The organism is Spartobacteria bacterium UBA695, from assembly GCA_002298145.1.
Lineage (GTDB): Bacteria > Verrucomicrobiota > Verrucomicrobiia > Chthoniobacterales > Chthoniobacteraceae > UBA695.
In genome coordinates this window covers 18,791-39,846 of the sequence record DBMP01000028.1, presented here as the reverse complement: position 1 = coordinate 39,846, position 21,056 = coordinate 18,791, and the positions used below count along the sequence as shown (strand labels likewise).

At 62.1% G+C, this 21,056-nt stretch carries 15 protein-coding genes; 11 read left to right on the top strand and 4 right to left on the bottom strand.

The features are described 5' to 3' along the window. Nucleotides 1-86 precede the first annotated feature (86 nt). The 10 genes from B2828_RS16040 (at nt 87) to B2828_RS15995 (ending at nt 16,202) form a co-directional block, all read left to right on the top strand. Nucleotides 87-3,254, top strand: coding sequence for a glycoside hydrolase family 2 TIM barrel-domain containing protein (locus B2828_RS16040; protein WP_479634784.1), 3,168 nt, complete (start codon nt 87-89; stop codon nt 3,252-3,254). Nucleotides 3,255-3,488: 234 nt separating this feature from the next. Then, complete coding sequence (locus B2828_RS16035) at nt 3,489-4,733, top strand: M14 family metallopeptidase (RefSeq protein WP_479634783.1); 1,245 nt, start codon at nt 3,489-3,491, stop codon at nt 4,731-4,733. Then, nucleotides 4,733-5,899, top strand: a complete 1,167-nt coding sequence (locus tag B2828_RS16030; RefSeq protein WP_479634782.1) for a threonine synthase — start codon at nt 4,733-4,735, stop codon at nt 5,897-5,899. Before B2828_RS16035 ends, B2828_RS16030 begins: the two co-directional genes overlap by 1 nt. A gap of 16 nt (nt 5,900-5,915) precedes the next feature. After that, nucleotides 5,916-7,184, top strand: a complete 1,269-nt coding sequence (locus B2828_RS16025) for a dicarboxylate/amino acid:cation symporter (RefSeq protein WP_479634781.1) — start codon at nt 5,916-5,918, stop codon at nt 7,182-7,184. Further along, nucleotides 7,181-8,725 (top strand): Type 1 glutamine amidotransferase-like domain-containing protein, encoded by a 1,545-nt coding sequence (locus tag B2828_RS16020; RefSeq protein WP_479634780.1) that lies wholly within the window; start codon nt 7,181-7,183, stop codon nt 8,723-8,725. Before B2828_RS16025 ends, B2828_RS16020 begins: the two co-directional genes overlap by 4 nt. A 158-nt stretch (nt 8,726-8,883) precedes the next feature. Beyond that, entirely contained in the window at nt 8,884-10,701 is a 1,818-nt protein-coding gene (locus B2828_RS16015; RefSeq protein ID WP_479634779.1) for a PEP-CTERM sorting domain-containing protein, read from the top strand. Between the two features lie 7 nt (nt 10,702-10,708). Then, entirely contained in the window at nt 10,709-11,266 is a 558-nt protein-coding gene (locus tag B2828_RS16010; RefSeq protein ID WP_479634778.1) for a type IV pilus modification PilV family protein, read from the top strand. Then, on the top strand, nt 11,263-12,090 hold the full coding sequence (locus tag B2828_RS16005; RefSeq protein WP_479634777.1) for a prepilin-type N-terminal cleavage/methylation domain-containing protein: 828 nt from the start codon (nt 11,263-11,265) through the stop codon (nt 12,088-12,090). Before B2828_RS16010 ends, B2828_RS16005 begins: the two co-directional genes overlap by 4 nt. Further along, nucleotides 12,068-12,685: a prepilin-type N-terminal cleavage/methylation domain-containing protein gene (locus B2828_RS16000; RefSeq protein WP_479634776.1), complete on the top strand. Its 618-nt coding sequence runs from the start codon at nt 12,068-12,070 to the stop codon at nt 12,683-12,685. The genes B2828_RS16005 and B2828_RS16000 overlap by 23 nt, the downstream gene beginning before the upstream one ends. 10 nt (nt 12,686-12,695) lie before the next feature. Further along, nucleotides 12,696-16,202, top strand: a complete 3,507-nt coding sequence (locus B2828_RS15995; RefSeq protein WP_479634775.1) for a hypothetical protein — start codon at nt 12,696-12,698, stop codon at nt 16,200-16,202. A gap of 41 nt (nt 16,203-16,243) precedes the next feature. On the opposite strand, the gene B2828_RS15990 is transcribed toward B2828_RS15995, so the two are convergent. Together B2828_RS15990 and B2828_RS15985 are read right to left on the bottom strand one after the other, a co-directional pair. Next, nucleotides 16,244-18,055, bottom strand: a complete 1,812-nt coding sequence (locus B2828_RS15990) for a sensor histidine kinase (RefSeq protein WP_479634774.1) — start codon at nt 18,053-18,055, stop codon at nt 16,244-16,246. Nucleotides 18,056-18,059: 4 nt separating this feature from the next. After that, the gene (locus B2828_RS15985) at nt 18,060-18,704 is read right to left on the bottom strand and encodes a response regulator transcription factor (RefSeq protein ID WP_479634773.1); all 645 of its coding nucleotides are present in this window, start codon (nt 18,702-18,704) and stop codon (nt 18,060-18,062) included. Between the two features lie 275 nt (nt 18,705-18,979). Between B2828_RS15985 and B2828_RS15980 the strand changes: the two genes are divergently transcribed. After that, nucleotides 18,980-19,324: a hypothetical protein gene (locus tag B2828_RS15980; protein ID WP_479634772.1), complete on the top strand. Its 345-nt coding sequence runs from the start codon at nt 18,980-18,982 to the stop codon at nt 19,322-19,324. Between the two features lie 64 nt (nt 19,325-19,388). Here B2828_RS15980 and B2828_RS15975 read toward each other — a convergent pair whose 3' ends face one another. Next, a complete protein-coding gene (locus B2828_RS15975; RefSeq protein ID WP_479634771.1) occupies nt 19,389-20,021 on the bottom strand; it encodes a cysteine hydrolase family protein in 633 nt (210 codons plus the stop codon). A 35-nt stretch (nt 20,022-20,056) separates the two neighbouring features. Next, nucleotides 20,057-21,028, bottom strand: coding sequence for an ABC transporter substrate-binding protein (locus tag B2828_RS15970; RefSeq protein WP_479634770.1), 972 nt, complete (start codon nt 21,026-21,028; stop codon nt 20,057-20,059). Between the last annotated feature and the right edge of the window lie 28 nt (nt 21,029-21,056).

Sequence of the window (21,056 nt, the reverse complement as noted above, 5' to 3'; positions counted from 1 at the left end):
TTGGCAAACGCTTAGGGTTGTTATTTCCAAACCTAAAGGGAATAGATGGCAACACACCGATTTTTTAATAAACCACGATCCACCCCATGTCCCGAAACCTTCTCTTCCCCACCGATTCTCTTCAGACGTTCGTCGCGCCGGAGTGCCTCTCCATCGACCGCCTTCCGATGCGGGCGACGCTCTACCCCTTTCCCAGCGCTGCCGAGGCGCGCACGAGCGGGCGGGAGGATTCCCCGTGGTTCCGGCTGTTGAACGGGAAATGGCGCTTCCGCATGGCGGCGAAACCGTGCGAGGTCACGCCCGAGGATACGGCGGCGGGGGCCGACCGCTCGAAGTGGGACCAGGTGGAGGTGCCGGGCAACTGGACGCTCCAGGGCTACGGCCACCCGCACTATACCAATGTGCAGATGCCGTTTAAAAACGAGCCGCCGACGGTTCCCGATGAGAACCCGACGGGGATCTACGCAACCACCATCGAGGTGCCCGCCGCCTGGGAGGGCCGCCGGGTGGTGATCCACTTCGGCGGGGCGGAGAGCGTGCTTTACGTTTATGTCAACGGCGAGGCCGTGGGCATGGGGAAGGATTCGCGGCTTCCCTCGGAGTTCGATATTACGCCATATGTTGCGTTCGGCGCGGCCAACGAGGTCACGGCCATTGTCGTGAAGTGGTCTGATGCCACGTTCGTGGAAGACCAGGACCAATGGTGGATGGGCGGCCTGCACCGGGAGGTCTACCTCTACTCCACGGCTCCGACGTATCTCGCGGATGTGTTCGCGCGGGCCGGGCTGGAGAACAACTACCGCGACGGCAAGCTGCACCTGAGCGCAAAGGTGGATTTCGCCGCTCAGCCCGAGGAAGGCTGGAAGGCTCGCCTGGAGCTCTTTGATCCCCGGGGGAAGGCGGTGCTGCGCAAGCCGCTGGAAGCCCCGGTCCCCATCGTGCCCGGAGAATTCCGGCGTTTGCAGGCGGATTTCCACACAACGGTGAAAAACGTCGCCGCCTGGTCGGCAGAAACGCCGCACCTCTACCGGGCCGTGGTCACGCTGCTCAACCCGAAGGGGAAAGTGATCGAAGCCGTGGCCACGCGTATCGGGTTCCGTTCCGTGGAAGTGCGCGACCGGCAGCTGCTCGTCAACGGCAGGCGCGTTTTCATCAAGGGCGTCAACCGGCACGACCACCACGACACCAAGGGCAAGGCGCTCGATTACGAGACGCTCCTGCTCGATGCGGTGACGATGAAGCAGCTCAATGTCAACGCGGTGCGCACCTGCCATTACCCGAACGATCCGCGCTGGCTGGATCTCTGCGACGAGCTGGGCTTCTACGTCATCGACGAGACCAACCTGGAGTCGCACGCCTTTTTCAACCACCTTTGCAATGACCAGCGCTACGCTGGGGCGTTCCTGGACCGCGTGGTGCGCATGGTCGAGCGGGACAAAAACCACCCCGCGGTGATCCTCTGGTCCCTCGGCAACGAAAGCGGCTACGGCCCCAACCACGACGCCATGGCCGGGTGGGTGCGCGGCTTCGATCCCTCGCGCCCGCTCCACTACGAGGGGGCCATCTCGGGAGCCTTGCCGGGCGAACTGCGCCAGGGGAAACTCTTCGATTACGGCTACCGGGCTACCGACATCGTCTGCCCGATGTACGCCCCCATCACGGATCTGGTCAAATGGGCCACCGACAAGGATCACCCGGACCGCACCCGCCCGCTGATCCTGTGCGAATACTCGCACGCCATGGGCAACAGCAACGGCTCGCTGGGCGATTACTGGGATGCGTTTGAGAAATATCCCGGCCTCCAGGGGGGCTTTATTTGGGAATGGCTCGACCACGGGCTCAAGCAAACGACCGCGGACGGCAAGGAATACTGGGCTTACGGCGGCGACTTTGGCGACACGCCCAATGACTTCAACTTCGTCTGCGACGGCCTCCTTTGGCCCAACCGCAAACCGCATCCCGGCGCGTATGAATTCGCCTACCTGGCCCGGCCCGCCAAGGCGCTCGGGTTCGACCCGAAGACGAGCAAGCTAAAGATCGCCAACGCCCGTGACTTCGCCCCGCTGAGCGACTTGCGCGGCGTGTGGGAGCTCAAGATTAACGGCGCACTGGTGGCCAAGGGCAAACTCCCCGCGCTCAAGGCAGGTCCCCGCGAGGAGCAGGTCGTGAAATTGCCGCTGCAACTCGCCAAAGTTGAGCTTCCCGCCGATGCGGAGGCCTTCCTGAATATCCGCTTTGAACAAGCCCACGAAACGCCCTGGGCCTCGGAGGGCTACACGGTGGGGTGGGATCAGCTCACCCTCCCGGCCAGCGCCTTCAAAAAAGCGCCGCGCCGCACCGGAGGCCGCAAGCCCGCCGCCGAACCGCTGACCGTGACGAAAGCCGGGGCAAAAGTGATCATCGAAAACGCGGCGGTGCGCGTGGTCGTCGCGAATGGCAAAATCGAGGCGCTTTCCTTCGGCGGCAAGGGCGTGCTCACCGCCGGGCCGGAGCTGCAAATCTGGCGCGGCCCGACCGACAACGACGGCATCAAGGGCTTTAAGCATGAGACCTGGCGCGCGCTCGGCAAATGGCGCACCCTCGGGCTCGACCAAGCCGTGCTCTCCGCCGCCCCGGCGAAAATCAAGGCCCGCCGCGACGGCACGGTGGAGCTGTCGCTGGAGCATGCGATCTCCTGCACGGGGGCGAAACGCGCCGTGGTGTTGCAGCATGTCTATACGATTTCCCCGGAGGGCTCCATCGCCGTGGCCAACCGCTTTACGGTCGGCAAAGCCGTCGATAATTTGCCCCGCCTGGGCGTCGTGATGCGGCTGCCCGAGGGGTTTGAGGAGCTGGCATGGTTTGGGCGCGGGCCGCTGGAGAACTACTCCGACCGCCACCGCTCAACGCTCGTCGATCTCTACGAGAGCACCGTGACGGATCAATACGTCCCTTACGTCATGCCGCAGGAACACGGCAACCATACCGGGGTGCGCTGGCTCGCACTAGCCGACGGCGAAGGCAGCGGGGTGCGGGTCGAAGCCGCCGGGCCTCTGGAGTTCTCGGCCAGCCACTTCACCGCGCAGGATCTCTACGCCGCCTACCACACCTATGACCTGAAGGCGCGCCCGGAGACGATCCTCAACCTCGACCTGCGCCAGCGCGGCCTGGGAACGCAATCCTGCGGGCCCGACACGTTGCCGCAGTACCAGATCCGCGCGGGCCGCCATGAATGGCACTACACCCTGCGCGCCTCGGGCTCCGAGGTGAAATAATACCGGTTACACAGATCAAAGCCATTAAGGCTCACGCAAAGCCGCAAAGGCGCAAAGAAGGCAGTTACGTCTCTTCTTTGCGCCTTTGCGTGAAATATTTTTAGTAGAGAGGCCATTTACGATGAAAGTCGTATAACCGGCCCCTAAACCGGGTCAGGCATAAAAAAAATCAGGGACGCTCCCCGATGCGGGTACGGATGGAATCTGGAAACATCCACCTACCTAATTCGTATAATGAGAGCGTTTCGTAAATTCTGGATGGTCGGGCTGTTGACGCTCGCCATCAATGGGCTGGTCCTCGCGGGCACACCGGAGCCGGTGCGCCGCGTCGTCAAATTTGAGTCGGCAGAGCTTTCGGCGACCAGTGACTTTGAAGGCGGCCGGTTGAGCGATTTCGTCGCAGAGGGGCCCAATAGCTACTCCGCGCTCATCGCGCCGGAATGGCGGCCGATGAACAATCAGCAGGCCTGGTACGCCTTTCGCCTCCAGTCGCCCAAACCGCGCGTAATCGAGGTCAAGCTCACCTACACGGACGGCAAAAAGAATCTCTTTTACCCCAAAATCAGCCGCGACCGAACGCATTGGCAGGAGCTGCCCAAGGGGGACTTCCGCCTTTCCTCCAACTCGTCTACGGCAACGCTCCGGCTGACCGTGGGGCCGGAACCGCTTTGGGTCTCCGCGCAGGAGCTCTTTACGCAATCCGACTACGCCAGCTGGATCCAAAAACTGACCGAGCACCCCTACGTCACCTCGGGAACCATCGGCTTCTCCACCCAGCAGCGGCCGATCTTCAAGATGGATATCACCGAGGCCCCAGCCGACGCGCCGCTGGTCCTGGTGCTGGGCCGTCAACATCCGCCGGAAGTCACGGGCGGCTTCGGGCTCGTCTCGTTTGTAGAAACCGTGACCGGCGATTCCCAGCTGGCGCGGGATTTCCGCAGCAAGTTCCACATTCTCGTCATCCCGCTCATCAACCCGGACGGCGTCAACAACGGCCACTGGCGCTATAACGTGAACGGGACCGATCTCAACCGCGACTGGGGCACCTTCGCCGAGAAGGAGACGCAGGCGGTGCGCGACGAAATCCTGCGGGCCCTCGCTGCGGCCAAAAACCAGGTCCTCTTCTCCATCGACTACCACTCCACCACAAAGGACGTCTACTACCCCTTCCCCACCGTCAAAAGCAGCGAGCCCGACGAGCGCCTGGAAGCCAAGGATGTGCTCATGCGCAAGTGGCTCGAACGCGTGCGGCAGTTAACGCCGGACCACCGCGTGCCGATCGAGGTCAGCCCGGCCACCCGCGAGAGCAAGCTTAATTCCGTGCTCTGGATGCGCACCTTTGGGGCCGCCAGCATTACGCACGAGTTTAACCACGACACCGACCGCCAGGTCATTCGGCAAGTCGCCCAGGCAGACGCCACGGCCTTGATGGAGCTTCTGCTCGCCCGTAACACAACCTCGAATCAGCCAACCCAATAATGTACTACACCGGATTATACTGCTCCGCCTGCGGAGAACCGCACGACCACCAGGTTCCCCAAAATATTTGCGTCAAGTGCGGCAAGCCGCTCTTTGCCCGCTACGATCTGGAAGCAGCGGGGCGCACGCTGACGCCCGAGAGCCTGCGCACGCGGGGCAAGTCGCTCTGGCGCTATCGCGAGGTGCTGCCGGTGCGCGACGAGGCGGATATTGTGACCTTTGGCGAAGGCTGGACGCCGCTGCTCCCCGTGCCGCGCCTGGGCTCCAGGCTGGGCGTGGAGCGGCTGCTCATCAAAGACGAATCCCAGAACCCGACGCAGAGCTTCAAGGCGCGCGGCATGGCGGCGGCGGTCTCGATGGCCAAGCAATTCGGCCTGCAAAAACTGGCGGTCCCCTCCGCGGGCAACGCCGCCGGAGCGCTGGCGGCCTACGCGGCGCGCGCCGGGATCGAAGCGCACATTTTCATGCCCGCCGATACGCCCCGGGCCAATATTATCGAGTGCCGCGAGAGCGGGGCGAACGTGACGCTCATTAATGGCCTGATCACGGACTGCGGCGCGGAGGTGGCCCGCAGGAAAGCCGAGGAAGGGTGGTTCGACGTTTCGACGCTGAAGGAGCCCTACCGCGTGGAGGGTAAAAAGACCCTCGGCTACGAACTGGCCGAACAGCTCGGCTGGAAGCTGCCCGACGCCGTGCTCTACCCGACCGGCGGCGGCACGGGCTTGATCGGCATGTGGAAGGCGTTTGATGAAATGGAAAAGCTGGGCTGGATCGACTCCCGGCGGCCCCGGCTCTACACGGTGCAGGCGGCGGGGTGCGCCCCGATCGTGCGCGCCTTCAAGGAGGGCAAACGCTTTGCCGATGAATTCCTCAACGCCGCGACCCGGGCTTCCGGTCTGCGCGTGCCGAAGGCGATTGGCGATTTCCTGATGATCGACGCGCTCAAGGCCTCCCGGGGCGGGGTCGTCGCGGTGACGGATACGGAGATGTTCGTCGCCATCCGCGAGCTCGGAGCGGCGGAGGGTATTTTCGCCGCGCCGGAAGGAGCGGCCTGCGTGGCAGGGCTAAAGACGCTGCTCGCGCAGGGGTGGATCCAACCCGACGAACAAGTCGTGCTTTTCAACACCGGAGCGGGGGTCAAGTACCTCGAATGCTTCGAGGATTGATTTCAAGGAAGTCATCATGGCGGGAAAAACCAAATTCTTCTCTCTCGGGACGCAGATCCTACTGGGCCTGCTGATCGGCGGCCTCGTGGGCTGGCTCTTCCCGGAATGGGCGAAGTCTCTGGATTTTCTCAAGGAAATCTTCCTGCACTTGATCAAGATGATGATCGCGCCGCTGGTCTTCGCGAGCATCGTCCAGGGGATCGCGGGCAGCGGCGACCTCAAGCAGGTGGGCCGCATCGGGATCAAGGCGCTGGTTTATTTCGAGGTCGTCACGACTCTGGCGCTGGTCACCGGAGTCCTCTTCGCGAACTGGCTTAAGCCGGGCGTCGGCGTCGTGCTCCCGGCCAATGCCGACGTGCTCGCCCCGCTGGCCAAGGCCCATCCGCAGACGGTGACGGATCTGCTGCTGCACGCCGTCCCCACCAGCGTGGTGGCCGCAGCAGCGAACGGCGACGTGCTCCAGATTGTTACCTTTGCGGTGGTATTCGGCATCGCCGTCAGCTTGGCCGGTCCGGCGGGCAAGCCGGTGCTGCATCTCACAGAAAGCCTCATGCAGGTGATGTTCAAGTTCGCCAACCTGATCATGCGCTTCGCCCCGATCGGCGTGGGGGCCGCCATGGCCGTGACGCTGGCCAAGCACGGGCCCGGCCTGTTGCTCAACCTCGGGGCGCTCATCGGTACGCTTTATCTGGCGTTCGCGGTCTTCGTCGTGGTCGTTTTTGGCTCGGTTATCCGCATCGCGCAAGTTCCCCTGCTCCCTTTCCTGCGGGCCGTGCGCGAGCCCTGCCTCATCGCGTTCGCCACAACCAATAGCGAATCCGCCCTGCCCAAGGCCTACGAGGCAATGGAGAAATTCGGCGTGCCGCGCCACATCGTGGCTTTTGTCCTGCCGACCGGCTACACGTTCAATCTCGACGGCGCGGCGATTTACCACACCGTGGCGAGCCTGTTCGTGGCTCAGGCCGCCGAGGCCGTCACGGGGGTGCACTTCGGGTGGGAGCAGCAGCTGTTTTTAATCCTCACGCTCGTCATCACCTCCAAGGGGGTGGCCGCCGTGCCGCGCGCGGCCCTGGTCGTGCTGATCGCCGCCCTCACCTCTTTTGGCCTGCCGCTGGAAGGCGCTGCCATCCTGATCGGAATTGATGCTATAATGGACATGGGACGCACGTCCGTGAACGTGCTTGGCAACTGCCTTGCCAGTGTCGTGGTCGCCCGCTGGGAGGGGGCTTTCGACGAATGCCAGGCTCAGAGAAGTTTTGGAACACCCACTTTAGAAATCGCATGAAAAAAATCCTCATCGCCATCTTGCTGACGGCCCTGATCGGCGGGGCAACCTTCGCGCCCGCTGCAACCGTGGGACCGGATAACGGCACGCTCATCATCGTTGGAGGCGGCGACAAAACCAGCATCTGGCCGACCTTTCTCGATCTGATCGGCGGCAAGGACGCGCCGATTGTCATCATCCCCACCGCCAATGAAAAGGGGGAGGAAAACACCAAGGACCAGGAGGAGCTGGCCGGGCTCGGGGCTACGAATATCAAAATCCTGCACACCACCGATCGCAACGTGGCCAACTCCGCGGCGTTTGTCGAACCGCTGCGCACCGCGAAGGGCGTTTGGATCAGCGGGGGGCGGCAATGGCGCTTGGTAGATGCCTACCTGGATACCCGCACGCAGCGGGAGATCGAGGCGGTGCTCGCCCGGGGCGGGGTCGTGGGCGGTTCGTCTGCCGGAGCGTCGATCCAGGCGTCTTACCTGGTTCGCGGCGCCAAGGCGGGCAACAAGGTACTCATGGCGCCCGGTTATGAAAAAGGCTTCGGCCTCGTCAAGAATTCGGCGATTGATCAACATATCAACACCCGTGGCCGCTCGGATAGTTTGCGGGAAGTGCTGGCCATTCACCCGGGGCTGCTTGGCATCGGCCTGGACGAAGCCACGGCTCTGGTCGTCAAAGGTGACGTCGCGGATGTCATCGGCGCGGGCGTGGCGCGCTTTGCCAGCCGGAGCACCGGCGCTTACAGCCACGTGGAGCTGACCTCGGGCGGTCGCTACGACCTGGCAAAACGGCAAGTGATCCCCGCCCAGCAGCCCGCAGCGGCTTCCGGCACGACGGCGGCGGTCGCAGGACCCGTCCGCGTGGCCATTTACTCCGACGAAGGCAGCCCCAAGGCCCCCGACCTGATCGAAGCCTGCCTCACTCCGGAGCCCGAGGGGTTTGTGTTTAAGCGGGTGTCGGCGGAGGAAATCCGCGCCGGAGTGCTCAAAGATTATGCCGTTCTCGCCGAGGGCGGCGGGCGGGCCTCGCTCCAGGCGGAGGCGCTTGGCGACGCGGGCCGGGAGAAGATTCGTGAATTTGTCCGCAACGGAGGGGGCTATATCGGCATCTGCGCCGGAGCCTACCTGGCCGCCGCCGACCGGCCTTACTACCTGCGCCTCGTCAATGCCAAGGTCGTGGACCGCGAGCATTGGGCCCGGGGCGGGGGCAATGTGCAAATCCGCTTCACCGAGGAGGGCCGCAAGCTCCTCAACGAGCCCTCGCAAACCGTCCAGATTCGCTACAACCAGGGGCCGCTTCTCGCCCGCGATTCCCAGACCGACCTGCCCTCCTATACCGAGTTGGCCGTCTTTGAAACGGAGATCGCCGAAAAGGGAGCGCCGCGCGGCGTCATGAAGGGAACCTCGGCCATGGTCAACGCCCCGTTCGGCAAAGGCCGGGTCTTTATCAGCAGCCCCCACCCGGAGCGCACTGAGGGGCTCGACCACATTATCCGCGCCGCCATCCGCTGGGCGGCAGGGGTCCCGATCTCCGCAAACCCCGCTCCGTAGAAAAAAATCAGGGAGCCTCCCCGATGTGGAGGTATAAAAAATTTAGTTAACTCCTACCTATCCGTGTGGTATATTCAAATCCCTAAAGCTTACGGCCCCCTTCCATAAGTACTGAGAATAAAAAAACACCACATACCTATTTAAAAAAACAAATGCGTATGAAACTCCTGAAGCTAAACAAACTCCTGGGAATCCTGGCCATGGTCGGCCTCTCAACGAACCTTTTTGCCGCCACGTACACCTGGACGGGGGCCACTGGACAGTTGGAAAGCGGTACGGGCAACTGGAGCAGCGCCCCCACCTTTACCTCGGCTGACAGCATCTACTTCGCGGGTTACAGCGGAGTGGGAAGCCAGATCGCACAATTCGACAGTGTCACGACCATCGGTTCGCTGGTCTTCGGCGCGGAGACCGGCAGCGCCGCAGTCTCGGTCATCGGCGGCACCAATTACCCACTGAGCATCGCGGGCCAAACGGGGTCGACCCTCGGTTTGACCGGCGATCTCGCCGCGGTCAACGTCGGATTACTCGTGCAAGCCGGGGCCGGAGCCAATGGCATCTACTGGAGCAATTCCGGCGCAGTCGCCCAAAGCCGCACGGGGTTGGCCATCAACCTGAACTCCGCGAGCACTACTTTCCTCAATAATTCCAGCAACCCGTTCTACCTCAATGCCCGCCTCACCGGCACCGGTGCTTTGGTCCTCCGCAACGGCTCATGGGTCATCAACTACACCTCCTCAATAGATAAGCTTGCAAGCTCCCTTTCGGGGGGGATTACCATCGAAAGTGGCACCCTGGAAGTGAACACCGGATTGAGCGGAAGCAGCACCATCTCAAACACGAACAGCGCGATTGGCACCGGTGCGCTTACGCTGGGCCTAGCCAACTCGGACAAAGACGCCGTTTTTCTTTTCACGCAAATGCTGAGAGGAAACAGTTCCGACAACCGGTTTTCAGCTGAATCCGGTGCCATTAACGTTTCGGACGGCACGGGAGCGCGCATCATCAGGAACAACTCCTCCACCGAGAAACAGATCTATAGCCGGATCAACCTCAACGGCAACTCCACGCTGACCCTCGACAACAACAACATCAGCGGGGCCTCGTTCAAAATCAGCGCTGCAGGCGGAGTTAGTAATACCAATGATCTCGCTACCGGGATCAGAGGAAGCGGCAATCTCTACCTGACCGGCGGTGGTCTCTTCTACACCTTTGCCGGATTGTCAGTCGCCGAAGACGGAGTACGCAACAGCTTCACCGGCACCACCACCGTCCACAGCGGCACCCTGCAATTCAGCGGCACCGGCGGCTTCCAGGCCACCTCGCGCATCCAGGTGGATAAAGACGGTGTCTTTGATGTATCCCAGGTCACCCACCTCAGCGGCACCACCTACGTTATCGGCGGCACCTACGCGCTGGGGGCCTACACCTACAGCGGCACCAGCTACGCCCAAACCCTTGCGGGTACCGGCAAAGTCGTGGGCAATGTCTCGTTCGGCGATTATGCCACGCTCCATCCCGGCGGCACGGACACCATTGGGCGTTCCGCGCTCACCTTCACCAATAATCTGACTCTCGGCAACCTGACGATCATCGACCTCTCCAACACTTCCTACGGAGCCATCAATGTCACCACCGCCGGGACCGGCTCCACCGGACTGCTGATCTTCAACGGCGAGCTTCGCCTGGCTTTGGACGCGGATTACTCCTCGACCGGGACCTACGATCTCTTCTCTGCCACCACCTACAGCGGCGATCTCTCCAAGTTCGCCCTGTACCTCGACACCACCTTCCTGGAGAACCTGACCAAGGCCGGGGAAATCTGGTCGGGCATCTACAATAATACCCTCTATTCCTTCGACGAATCGACGGGGGTTCTGGAGGTGGCGGCGGTACCGGAACCTAAATCGATGGTCCTCTTAGGCCTGGGCGCGCTTCTCGCGATCCGCCGCTTCCGGCGCACTCAATTGGCATAACCCGCAAATGGGCTCACCGATCCAACCCACCCAACTCATCCTCCCCCCCTCACGGCGCGTTCACCCACGCCGTCAGGGGGGCTTTTCTCTTGTCGAGATCTGCGCCGCGCTTGGGTTGGTGGGGTTCTGCCTGCTCTCGCTGCTGGGCCTCTGCACGGTCGGCATGCAGCAGGAGCGCCAGGCGCAGGATCAAGCCCGCGCGGCGCAGCTGCTCGGCACGGTCGTGGATGAGTTTCGCGGTTTGGCCCGCGAAGCGGTGGGCGGCACGACGGTCCTGGCCAATCGTTACAACCTTCAATTACCCGCTCCCGGTAGCGCGGCCTACGAACCCTCCTCAGCTATCGGCGTCAATGAACTGGGCGAAACCGGAACCGGCCAGACAGATTATGTGGTCTATTATCGCGTCATCCCCCCACCATCCGGCGCGGGAATTTACACTCCCTACAAACTGCGCATTTTCATCGCGTGGCCAGGCAGCGCTTCCTTCAGCAGCGGCACCGGGGTCACTCTGAGCAAGGCGCGCGGGAGCATTGAAACGACACTGGAACTCAACCGGGGATCATGATGAAACCTGCATTTGCTCAACCCTTACGCCGCCGCGACATCCGCGCCTTTTCGCTGCTCGAAATGCTGGCGGCCTCGGCGGTGCTTTCTGTTTTGATGGTTCTGCTCATACAGGTTCTCGGCACGCTCTCGACCACGAGCTCCTCCTCGCAGCGCCGCTCCGAGATGATGAAACAAGCCATCGGCGCGTTCGAGCGGGTCCACTTCGATCTCAAGGAACGCATCCAGACGGGCGGCACTTCCATCCTCGTCGTGAAGGGGGACTCCGCTTCGGTCAACGATACGCTCTGGTTCATCGCCCCGGTGTCCGCCTCCGTGAACCACACGCCCAACGAACCGCGCAAACTCTCGCTGATCCGCTACGGCATCCAACCGCGTCCGTCGGGGCAGCCGGGTTTCGACGGCTGGCCGGATATGAGTGTTTTTTCCCGCAGCGTCGTGCCGTTCGCCTGGGGGAATAATATCGGCAACTTCCTGCCGCTGACCTCCAGCCAGGTTTCCAGCGCGGTGGGCGACGCCGAGACCCAGTCCGTTTCCCCGAGCATCATCCGGTTTGAAATCTGCTTTCAGAAATGGGACGGCACCGTCGTCGACAATCCTCCGGACGACTTCAGCGCAGTGCGCGCCCTCATTTTCGGCATGGTCTCGGTGGACAAAAACGCCGTTGGCCGCCTCACTTCAAGCGAACGCGCCGCGCTCGCCGCCAAATTTCCCAAGCCCAGCAACAACCAACGCCCCGCCTCGGCGTGGAACTCCGTCGTGGCCTCGTTGCCATCCAACTTGAAAGCAACTCTTCGCATTTATGAACAAACGATTTCTTTCTAAAGTCACCCGGGCTTTTACGCTGATCGAACTGGTCGCCAGCGTCGCCATCATCAGCACGTTCGCGGCCCTCGTCGGCCCAGCGCTGGCCACGCTCAGCGGAACCGCGGGCACTTCCAAGGCGGCCATTGAGGTCTCCGCGGCGCTGGAACACGCCCGCCAGTCGGCCATGCGCCTTAATACCTGGGTGTGGGTCGGCGTGGCCGATACGACGCAACTCAACGAAGGCCAGGCGCAGCTGAGCATCGTCGAACTCGCCAGCCGCGACGGTACCGACGATACCTCAAAGGATAACCTGATGGCCCTCGCCAATAACCGCCGCATCAACAATGTCAAATTCGTCACCGGCACGTCCGACACGGATGCCGTGACTCTCGGCACCCAGGCCTCCCCCGTCTCGCTGAGCTGGCCGGTCGCGGCCCAGGATGTGAACTTCACGGGCCAGGTGATCGGCTTTTCTCCAAAGGGGGAGGCCGTGCTGCAAAAAGCCGCCATCCCGAACTGGATCCGCCTTCCCATCTCCGACCGGAACAACGCCAAGGACACCGTTTCCATCCTCGTCTCGGGGCTCTCAGGACAAGTGATCGTCTCACGCTAAACTTTTTGAAATGCGAATTCTCCCGGCCCAAACCCGACAACGGGGCGGCGCGCTGGTCATCACGCTCAGCATCGTGGTGCTGGCAACGATCACGATTCTTGCGCTGTTCTCCCAATCCCTGAGCGCGCTACGTTCGTCACATTCGACGGTCGTCCAGGCCCAGACCGATAGCCTCGTGCAAAGTGCGGTAGACGCCACCATCAGCGATCTGCGCATGGAAATGCTGGCGGGCGCGGAAACGGTTTCCACCGGTTCGGACTACACCACGCTGGCACCTTTGGTAGTACTGCGTAATTGGGCCATGGTGCCCGCCCGCGTGGTCTCCTCCAACGTACCCTCAAGCGGTTTTGAGAACTTGGTAAAGCAGAGCCTTTCCGGAGCGGCTTTTTACCCCGGGGCCAGCCCCTCGGCAACCTTTAAGGCCAATGGACCCGCCGCCGCCACGGGCAACAGCCGGGCAAGCTCGGTCAATACGCGCACCGCTTCCGCCGAGGGCCGCGTGCTTTCCGCCGCGCGCTGGGATCAGGTCGCGCTGACCTCCGGGACGCTACCCTCCAATGCTTTGCCGGACTGGATCTACGTGACGCGCTCCGGGGTCCCCACCAGCGGCTCGGCGCTGAATTCCAGCAGCGCCTCCAGCGTCAGCCTTTCCAACACAAACTACGTTATCGGCCGGTACGCTTATCAGATCTACGACGTCGGCGGTCTGCTGGATGCCAACGCCGCGGGCGCTCCCGCAGGCTTATCCGCCGATGCTCAGCTCAAGGGTTCGCTGGCGTGGGCTGACTTGACGGCCATCGGGCTTTCCAAAGATCAGATCGCCTCGTTGATGAGTTTTCGCCATCCCGCGACGGGCTCTGATCCCGATTTTGCTGATTTCATCCGGTACCAATCCGAACGCAACGGCTTCCTCAAGCCGCTCAAAAGCGCCACCGCCTCGGACAATTTTTTCTACTCCCGACAGGATCTCATCCGCTTTTTTCTGCACCTCTGGGGGCGCACTTCATTATCCGCCTGCACGGCGAGCGAACGCTCAACGCTGGCCAGCCTGACGCAGGACCTCCGCTTTTCGACCGCCCCCTCCTGGAACCCCGACCCCAACCGCGCCAGGATTAAGAAAGGGATCGCCGACTACCCAAACAGCGCCGAGGGCGGCAACAACTCCTATGGGCTGGACGACCTGTTCAACCCCACCATTACCAGCAGCACCGGCATGGTGCAGGCCAACCAAACCTTCACCCGGGCGCGTTTTGATAATCTCCCCAGCCTCACCAGCACACATGAAGTCAGCACGACAACCGGCGAACCCGCTCTGTTGAGCCGCTTCCCGCTTGACCGGCTGCGGCTGATCACCCGCGATGCCGTGGCCGATAAGAACAGCCTTATTTACCGCTATTTCGGCCTCACGCGCGCGTCAAAAAACGACCCATGGATCTATAATCACGGTACTACCTCCAACCCCGTACGCATTCTGCGTTTAAGCGAAGTGCTCTCCGGACAATACACCGACAACGGCAAAGCGCGGGAACCAGACTTCCTCGAAGTCCTGAGAATGGGGATCATCGCCGGATCGCTCGGAAAAAGCGGCGGCGTGTCCAATGGCGGTAGCACGCCCATGGCGCTCCGCGATGAACGGGTGAACTATCAGGTCATTCAAATCTTCGCGAACCTCGTGGACCAATTCGACGAGGATAGTTATCCCACGCATATTCAGTTCGACGGAGAGGATTTTTACGGTGTCGAAGACCTGCCCTATCTTGTCCGGGTGAAGTTTTTCATGGCCCGGCTCCTGGCCGACACGAGCGATTCTGCGACCCTGATGGCCGATGGGCAGCCTTACTCCATGGTGTTTCTGCCGGAGGTATGGAATCCCCACGACCCCAACGTGAGTGGAACCGGGGCCAAACCGACAAAGTTCCGCGTCGCGGCTGACACCAGCGGCAACTCATTTCAAATGCGATATCGCGATTCCCAAAACAATACGTCGACTTATTTTAACGGTGGCATGGTCGGGTTTGATCCGACGGTAAACTATATCGAACTCACCCAAACCGCCATCGATGCTAGCCGCGAGCCCGTCATGATTAATAGTACGACGCTCGGCACGCCCTCTATCGCACTAAAGGACATTCCGCGCTCGCCACCGTCAAAGAGAGCTGTATTCCCGGACTGGCAGACTTGGGCCCCGGTCAACAGCACGCTCGCGGGCATCGCCTCGCCCGCGGTATTAGTCGATTTCAGCGACCCCAAAAACAAAAAGAACCCGTCCAACCCCAACGGCATCGCCAAAATCGGGCTGCAATACTTCACCAGCGACGCCCCGGTCGGCCTGAAGTTTGTGATGGAGTATCAGGATTCCGATGGGACATGGAGACGCTATTTTACACGCACCCTCAACCGGGCTGGCGCGGAGGGCGGCACCGACGCCGCCCGGGGCCAGTCCGGCAGCGCCACCTATTACAACCAGCAAAACAACGCGCGGATTCTTTCCTTTGACCCCCGCACGGACCGGTTCTCAACTTACCGTCTCCGGGAACGGGATCAAACCGCCTCTGCCTACGTAGACGGCACCAGCATTCGGTCCGGCACCGGGGCAGGCTACGGGATGGAATACGACCCGACCGATAGCGACCGTCAATCGCCGGGGCGGGATTCATCCATGGGCTGGACGATGGGAGCTGCCAGCACCACCACCCGCTCGACCGACCTTAACGGCACCGCCATTCAAGGCCTCGCCATGGCCACCATTTTGCAAAACGCCACCACGTCGGCAACCCACTACACCGACCCGGACGGCGAGCTGCGCTCCGGCGACGGCATTCTTGCCGAGGGCTCTTCCGATAAGGAGGGCCAGATGTACTGGCCGGGCAACTACGCGAGCCGCCCGATTATTTTAAACCGCCCCTTCCGCTCCGTGGCCGAGATGGGCTACGCCTTCCGCGACACTCCATGCCGCAGCCTTGATTTTTTCACTGCCAAGAGCGGTGACGCCACGCTGCTTGATTTTTTCTGCATCAACGAAGTGCCCGACGATGGCGTGACCTCCGGGCGGGTCTCCGCCAACACCCGCAACCCGCTCGTGCTGCAAAGCCTGCTCCAGGGTGCGCTAAAAGACCCCGCGTTAACCGACACGCTCGACTCGGCGCGCGCCTTGGAAGCGGCCCAGAAGCTGGTGGCGCTGACCACGGGCGGCGGCGACAATAAGGGCCCGCTGCTCAACCGCAGCGAAATCGCAACGCGCCTCCTGGGCAATACCACCCTGTTCCCGCCCGCGACCTTCGACAAGGGGGAACGCATCAAGCGCCAGCGCGAAGTCTTTGCGCGAGCCCTGGGCGATGCCGTCGAGACGCGAACCTGGAATCTCCTCATCGATCTCGTGGTCCAAAAAGGAAACGTCCGCCGCTCCACGCTGACGAATTTCCAGATCGAAGCGGAACGGCACGTCTGGGTGCATCTCGCCATCGACCGCTATTCAGGCAAGGTCCTCCACACCAATTACGAGACGATTACTGAGTAATTCCCGGTCTGACAACGCCAGGGGCGCATGGGCGGGGGAATTTAACTGGCGATCTCTTCGGCGCGCCTCGCGGGAAACCGCGCGTGGACCCACCAGCCGCCGTTGGGGTTTGGGCGGAACTCGATGCGGCCGCCCAATTCGCGAATGCGGGCCCGCATGAGGCGCAAGCCGAGGCCGTTGCCCGCGTCCAGGTCGCCCGGAATGCCCAGGCCGTCGTCTTGGACATCCATCGTCCATTCGTTCTTTTCGCGCTTGAGCTGAAACTGGATCTGCTTTGCCTGACCATGCCGGACGGCGTTGTGGAAGGCCTCGCGGACTACTTGGATGAGTGCGTGCGCGGAGTCGTCGTCAAACGGTGGCAGTTCGTCGGGAAGCTCGACTTCAACGCTGATTCCAAACAAGCGCCGGGTGGTGTCGGCCAGCCATTTCAAGCCACCGGCGAGCCCTCCGGCTTTGAGCGCGGGGGGGAGCTGCGCGTGGGCGATGGCGCGCGCCTCGGCGACGGCGGCGGAAAGCATTCCCGCGATTTCCCCGACTTCCGTGGCGGGCGCGCCGTCCAATTCCCGCGAGAGGGCGCGGGCACGGAAGGCCAGGCCCGTCAACGTCTGGCCCAGGCCGTCGTGCAGGTCCCGCGCAAAGCGTTCGCGTTCGGCTTCCACGAGGCTGAGCTTTTCTTTTTCCGAGTCGCGCTCGATTTCAATCCGCGTGATCCACCCGAAGACGGCCATGATCACCAGGGCCGCCAGGTAGGTTCCCACGAGGATCTGGAACTGGATCTCGCTGCGCTCTCGCGTCCACGCTTCGGAGCGGAATTCCAGGTTCAGCCATGCATAGACGGTCTGGCGCGATTGATCCGTGGGGTCGTGGATGCGCTCCTGCGCCACGATGCGCACGGACCGGCCAACGTAGCGCAAAATCTGTACATAGGGCTGCGGGGCTTCGAAGCGCGCGCCGTCCAGGTTCAGATTCGCCGCTCCCCCGGCCTCGTCGCTCCCCGGATCGGCGTCGTCTGAGTCCGTGGTCGCGCGGGCCAGGATCATCACGCGCTCGTGCTGGCGCCGCCAGAGCAATGCGGAGGCGATGTCGGAATTGGCAACGAGGATTTTCTTGAGCTGGCTGCGCACGTTCGTATAGGCGGGCATCCGGCGATCGGAGCGTTTGCCGGAAAGCCGCAGCACGGAATCCAGGTCCAGGCTGAGCGCTGCGGTTTTGACGCGCCAGATCAGCCGCTCGGACTGCTCCGCGAAGTGGCGACTCAAGCGCCAATGCGTGACCCCCACGCCCACCGCCACGAGCACCAGCAGCCCCAGCGCGAAGAAAAACGATTTGCGCCGCAACACCGATTTGCAATCCGTAGCGATGGGCAGGCCTCGCACAAAATGAAGCTGCAGCCGCGCGGCCGTGTACACGGAAACGAAGATCATCACCACCGCTAAGCCCGCGATGAGGAGGACCCACCGGCCCCCCTGCGAGCTGGTGGCCTGCATTAGCGACGCCGTGATCGCGATCAGCAGAACGGGAGCCGCCGCGACCAGCCGCGCGCTGCGTTTGAGCAAACGCCAGTTCCACCCGGCCTCGATCAATGCGAAAAGCCCGCAACTGGCCGCAACCGCCGCGGCGAGATACGGCGGGATCCATTCGAAGCGTTGGATCACCACGGCCGCCAGGCCCGCCATCATCAGCAGGCCAAAGATCCCCCCGGCGCGACCCGTCATGAGCGCCGAGGCGCCAACGCGGGGTTCGTCGATTTGCCAGGCGGTAAGGGCCGCGGCGGTCCAGACGATCAAAGCCACGAGGAGGAAGACATCCACTGCGCCGGATGAGAACGCAAGCCAGTCCATATCGATAATCATTGATCTACCCGGTGGACATGCCGGTGGTGAGAACCCAATTCCGCGCGGCGGTCTGCAAGTCGGTCATCCGTTCCAGGCCGAGTTTGTTTTTGATATGCTCCTTGTGCGTTTCCACTGTTTTTACGCTCAGGAAAAGGTCGCGGCTGATTTCGCGATTGGACAACCCCTGGCCCACGAGCCGAAAGATATGCCGCTCGCGCTCGCTCAAGGTCGAGAGATTCACGGCCCCCGCGGGCGCGGCCATCGCCGTCCGGAGCGTCAGCCCCAGGAAGGTGTCGCCTTTTTGGGCCGCGTGAATCGCGTCGATGATTTCCGTGGGGTCGTCGCTTTTGCAAACGTAGGCGCTGGCGCCTTTCTGCAACAGGGCGCGGGCGACCTGGAGATCGGCGATCATCGAGACCACGACGATGCGCAGCCGCGGATAGGTCCGCGTCCACCGGGGCAGGCATTCGCCCGCCTCGCGTTTGCTCAAAATGAGATCGGTCACCAGCACGTCGGGGTGGTGTTCTGCCAACGCGCGGTCGATCCCCTCGACATCCCGGGCCGTTCCGAGGATCGCCAAGTCCGGTTCGGTGGAAAGCAAGCGCTCCAACCCGGCGAGGGCGATCGCGTGATCGTCGGCCAAAAATACTCGAATGGGTTGGTTCATATCCTGGGACGGACTATAGCAAAGGGCATTTTTGGCCCTCGGCTATTATGCCTGCAAGTTCATCGGGAGCAAGCAGATATCAGCGACCCAAAGGGGCTTCCGAGGCGCGCGAAAACGCCCCCGTTTTTCAAAAAAATAAGGGAGGCTCCCTGATGACACCGGGGCTGATTTCCGAGACTATTCCTGAACCTGTATTCTATTTACGACACCCTTCGTCATTTGGGGATGGCTGGATCGGCCGGTCGCCCGGGGATGCCGAAGCTTACCTTAGAGCTATGAAGACTTCCTATATTACGTTACTAGCCGCAGCTCTCGTCATCGCGGCGGCTCCCGCCTTTGGCAAAGGCCACCGATCCAAGCCGTCTCAACCACCCCGCCACGATGGCCGCACGGTCATTGCGAGGATCGGCTCCAGCGAGATTGTGACGGAATCCCCACAATCCAAGCGGACCTACAAGATCGACGACGACACCGAGTTTTTCTATCTGGGCAAAAAAGTCACCAGTAGCGACCTGAAAAAGGGGATGCGCGTGGTGATCACCCCCTCCTTTGACGGTCTGACGGCGGACAAGATCGAAGCGGGCGACGCGCCGGTGCGCGACAAGAACTCCAAAAAATAGATCCTTGGGTCGAACGGGTGGCGCGGCTCGCGGGGTGGCTGCGGCTGGACGCTTTTTCGCGCTTTTATTGCCCGGGCCAATGCATGGCGAGCCGGGCGGTGGTGGTCAGCGAACCCCAGACGCCGCCCTCCTCCTCGATCATCCTCTCGCATACCCGGCGAACCTCTGGATCGAAGCTGGAGATCGCGTCGGCGGCATAGTAGCACTGGAACCAGCGGTCGCACGCTTCTCGCAGCGTGGTGTGTACGCAGACGTCGGCCGTCACGCCTGCGAAAACAAGGGTGTCGATCTTTTGCGAGCGCAGGATGCTTTCCAGATGCGTGCCGCAAAATGCGCCGTAGCTGGCTTTGTCGATGACGACTTCGCCCGGGAGGGGCTTTAGTTCGTCGATGATGTCCTGGCCGTGCTCTCCCCGGATTAGGAGGCGCCCCATGGGGCCGGTGGAGCCGATTTCGCTGCCTGCCCGGCGGCTGCGCGCGAGCTTCGTGGGGGAGCAGTCGGAAAGGTCGGGTGCATAGCCTTCGCGGGTATGCACGACGAGGCTACCCGCCTGGCGCGCGGCGGCAAGCAGACGCCCGGCGGGTTCGATGATCGGCCTGACCCAATCCAGCCCGGCGATGCGGTCCGAGTAGCCGCCCGGAGCGCAGAAGTCGCGCTGGAAATCAATCATGAGCAAGGCCGTCTGATTCGTCTTCATGAGGCGATTCAAAGTCTCCTTGAAGGCGCGCGGCCTTATTTCAAATACGAGGCGTCGTAGAGCTTGGTGACGTCCACGAGGGTGTCGCTGATCTTCTTGTCTTTGAAGAATTGCGCCACTTCTTTGGAGGCTTTTGCGGCGGCGCCGCTCTCGATTACCTCGATGTTTTTCTTCGCGCTGTAAAAGACGACTTTCGGGAGCATCGCTTCGACTTCATCGGGCTTCTGGTCGAGGCTCTTGGCCGCGAGGGCGGAGGCTTCGGCGGGGTGCTGTTTGAGGAATTCGTAGCCCCGGTTGAGGCCCTTGATGAAGGCGCGCGTCTCGGCGAATTTTTTGGAGGCGGTCTTGTTGCCGATGGCCAGGACGTCGAGGATCAGGTTGGGGGTTTGGGCGGAGCTAAAGACTACGTGCCCTTTGTTCTCGCCGGTGGCTTTGGTGATCCACGGCTCCCAGGTCACGGCGACGTCGAGTTTTCCGGCGACGAGCGCCGCGCCGGAGTCGTCGGCGTTCATGTTTTTGAGCTGGATGTCCTTTTCCGTGAGGCCGACGGATTCGAGGGCTTTATCGAGGAGAAGTTGATTGCATTGGCCGAGGGTCGCGGCGACGGAGTGGCCTTTGATGGCTTTGAGGTCCGGGATCGCCTTGGTCGCGACGATGGCATCCGCGCCCGCCGAGGTGTCCGTGAGGTAGACGACTTTCACTTGGCCGGGCGCTTTATCGAGCACGGTAATCACGCTGTCGGCGGTGGTGAGGGCGGCGTCGAGGTCCCCGGCCAGGAGCGGCAACAGGGAATCTCCCGGCGAGCTGAAGCTCTTGGCCTTGACGTCGAGGCCCTCTTCCTTGAAGTACCCTTTTTCGCTGGCGACGAAGAACGTAATGTAGCCGACCCAGCTATTGAAGCCGACTTTGTACGGTTTCAGGTCGGCGGCGTTGAGGGACGCGGTGAAGGCCACGAGCAACGCGGCGTGAACGAGGTGACGCAGTTTGCGAACGGGATGAGTGATCATGGCAGGTTACTTACGGGAAAACGGCGCG

Coding starts and splice junctions, on each gene's coding strand:
- B2828_RS16040 (WP_479634784.1), top strand. CDS start 87: ATGTCCCGAAACCTTCTCTTCCCCACCGATTCTCTTCAGACGTTCGTC.
- B2828_RS16035 (WP_479634783.1), top strand. CDS start 3,489: ATGAGAGCGTTTCGTAAATTCTGGATGGTCGGGCTGTTGACGCTCGCC.
- B2828_RS16030 (WP_479634782.1), top strand. CDS start 4,733: ATGTACTACACCGGATTATACTGCTCCGCCTGCGGAGAACCGCACGAC.
- B2828_RS16025 (WP_479634781.1), top strand. CDS start 5,916: ATGGCGGGAAAAACCAAATTCTTCTCTCTCGGGACGCAGATCCTACTG.
- B2828_RS16020 (WP_479634780.1), top strand. CDS start 7,181: ATGAAAAAAATCCTCATCGCCATCTTGCTGACGGCCCTGATCGGCGGG.
- B2828_RS16015 (WP_479634779.1), top strand. CDS start 8,884: ATGAAACTCCTGAAGCTAAACAAACTCCTGGGAATCCTGGCCATGGTC.
- B2828_RS16010 (WP_479634778.1), top strand. CDS start 10,709: ATGGGCTCACCGATCCAACCCACCCAACTCATCCTCCCCCCCTCACGG.
- B2828_RS16005 (WP_479634777.1), top strand. CDS start 11,263: ATGATGAAACCTGCATTTGCTCAACCCTTACGCCGCCGCGACATCCGC.
- B2828_RS16000 (WP_479634776.1), top strand. CDS start 12,068: ATGAACAAACGATTTCTTTCTAAAGTCACCCGGGCTTTTACGCTGATC.
- B2828_RS15995 (WP_479634775.1), top strand. CDS start 12,696: ATGCGAATTCTCCCGGCCCAAACCCGACAACGGGGCGGCGCGCTGGTC.
- B2828_RS15990 (WP_479634774.1), bottom strand. CDS start 18,055: ATGATTATCGATATGGACTGGCTTGCGTTCTCATCCGGCGCAGTGGAT.
- B2828_RS15985 (WP_479634773.1), bottom strand. CDS start 18,704: ATGAACCAACCCATTCGAGTATTTTTGGCCGACGATCACGCGATCGCC.
- B2828_RS15980 (WP_479634772.1), top strand. CDS start 18,980: ATGAAGACTTCCTATATTACGTTACTAGCCGCAGCTCTCGTCATCGCG.
- B2828_RS15975 (WP_479634771.1), bottom strand. CDS start 20,021: ATGAAGACGAATCAGACGGCCTTGCTCATGATTGATTTCCAGCGCGAC.
- B2828_RS15970 (WP_479634770.1), bottom strand. CDS start 21,028: ATGATCACTCATCCCGTTCGCAAACTGCGTCACCTCGTTCACGCCGCG.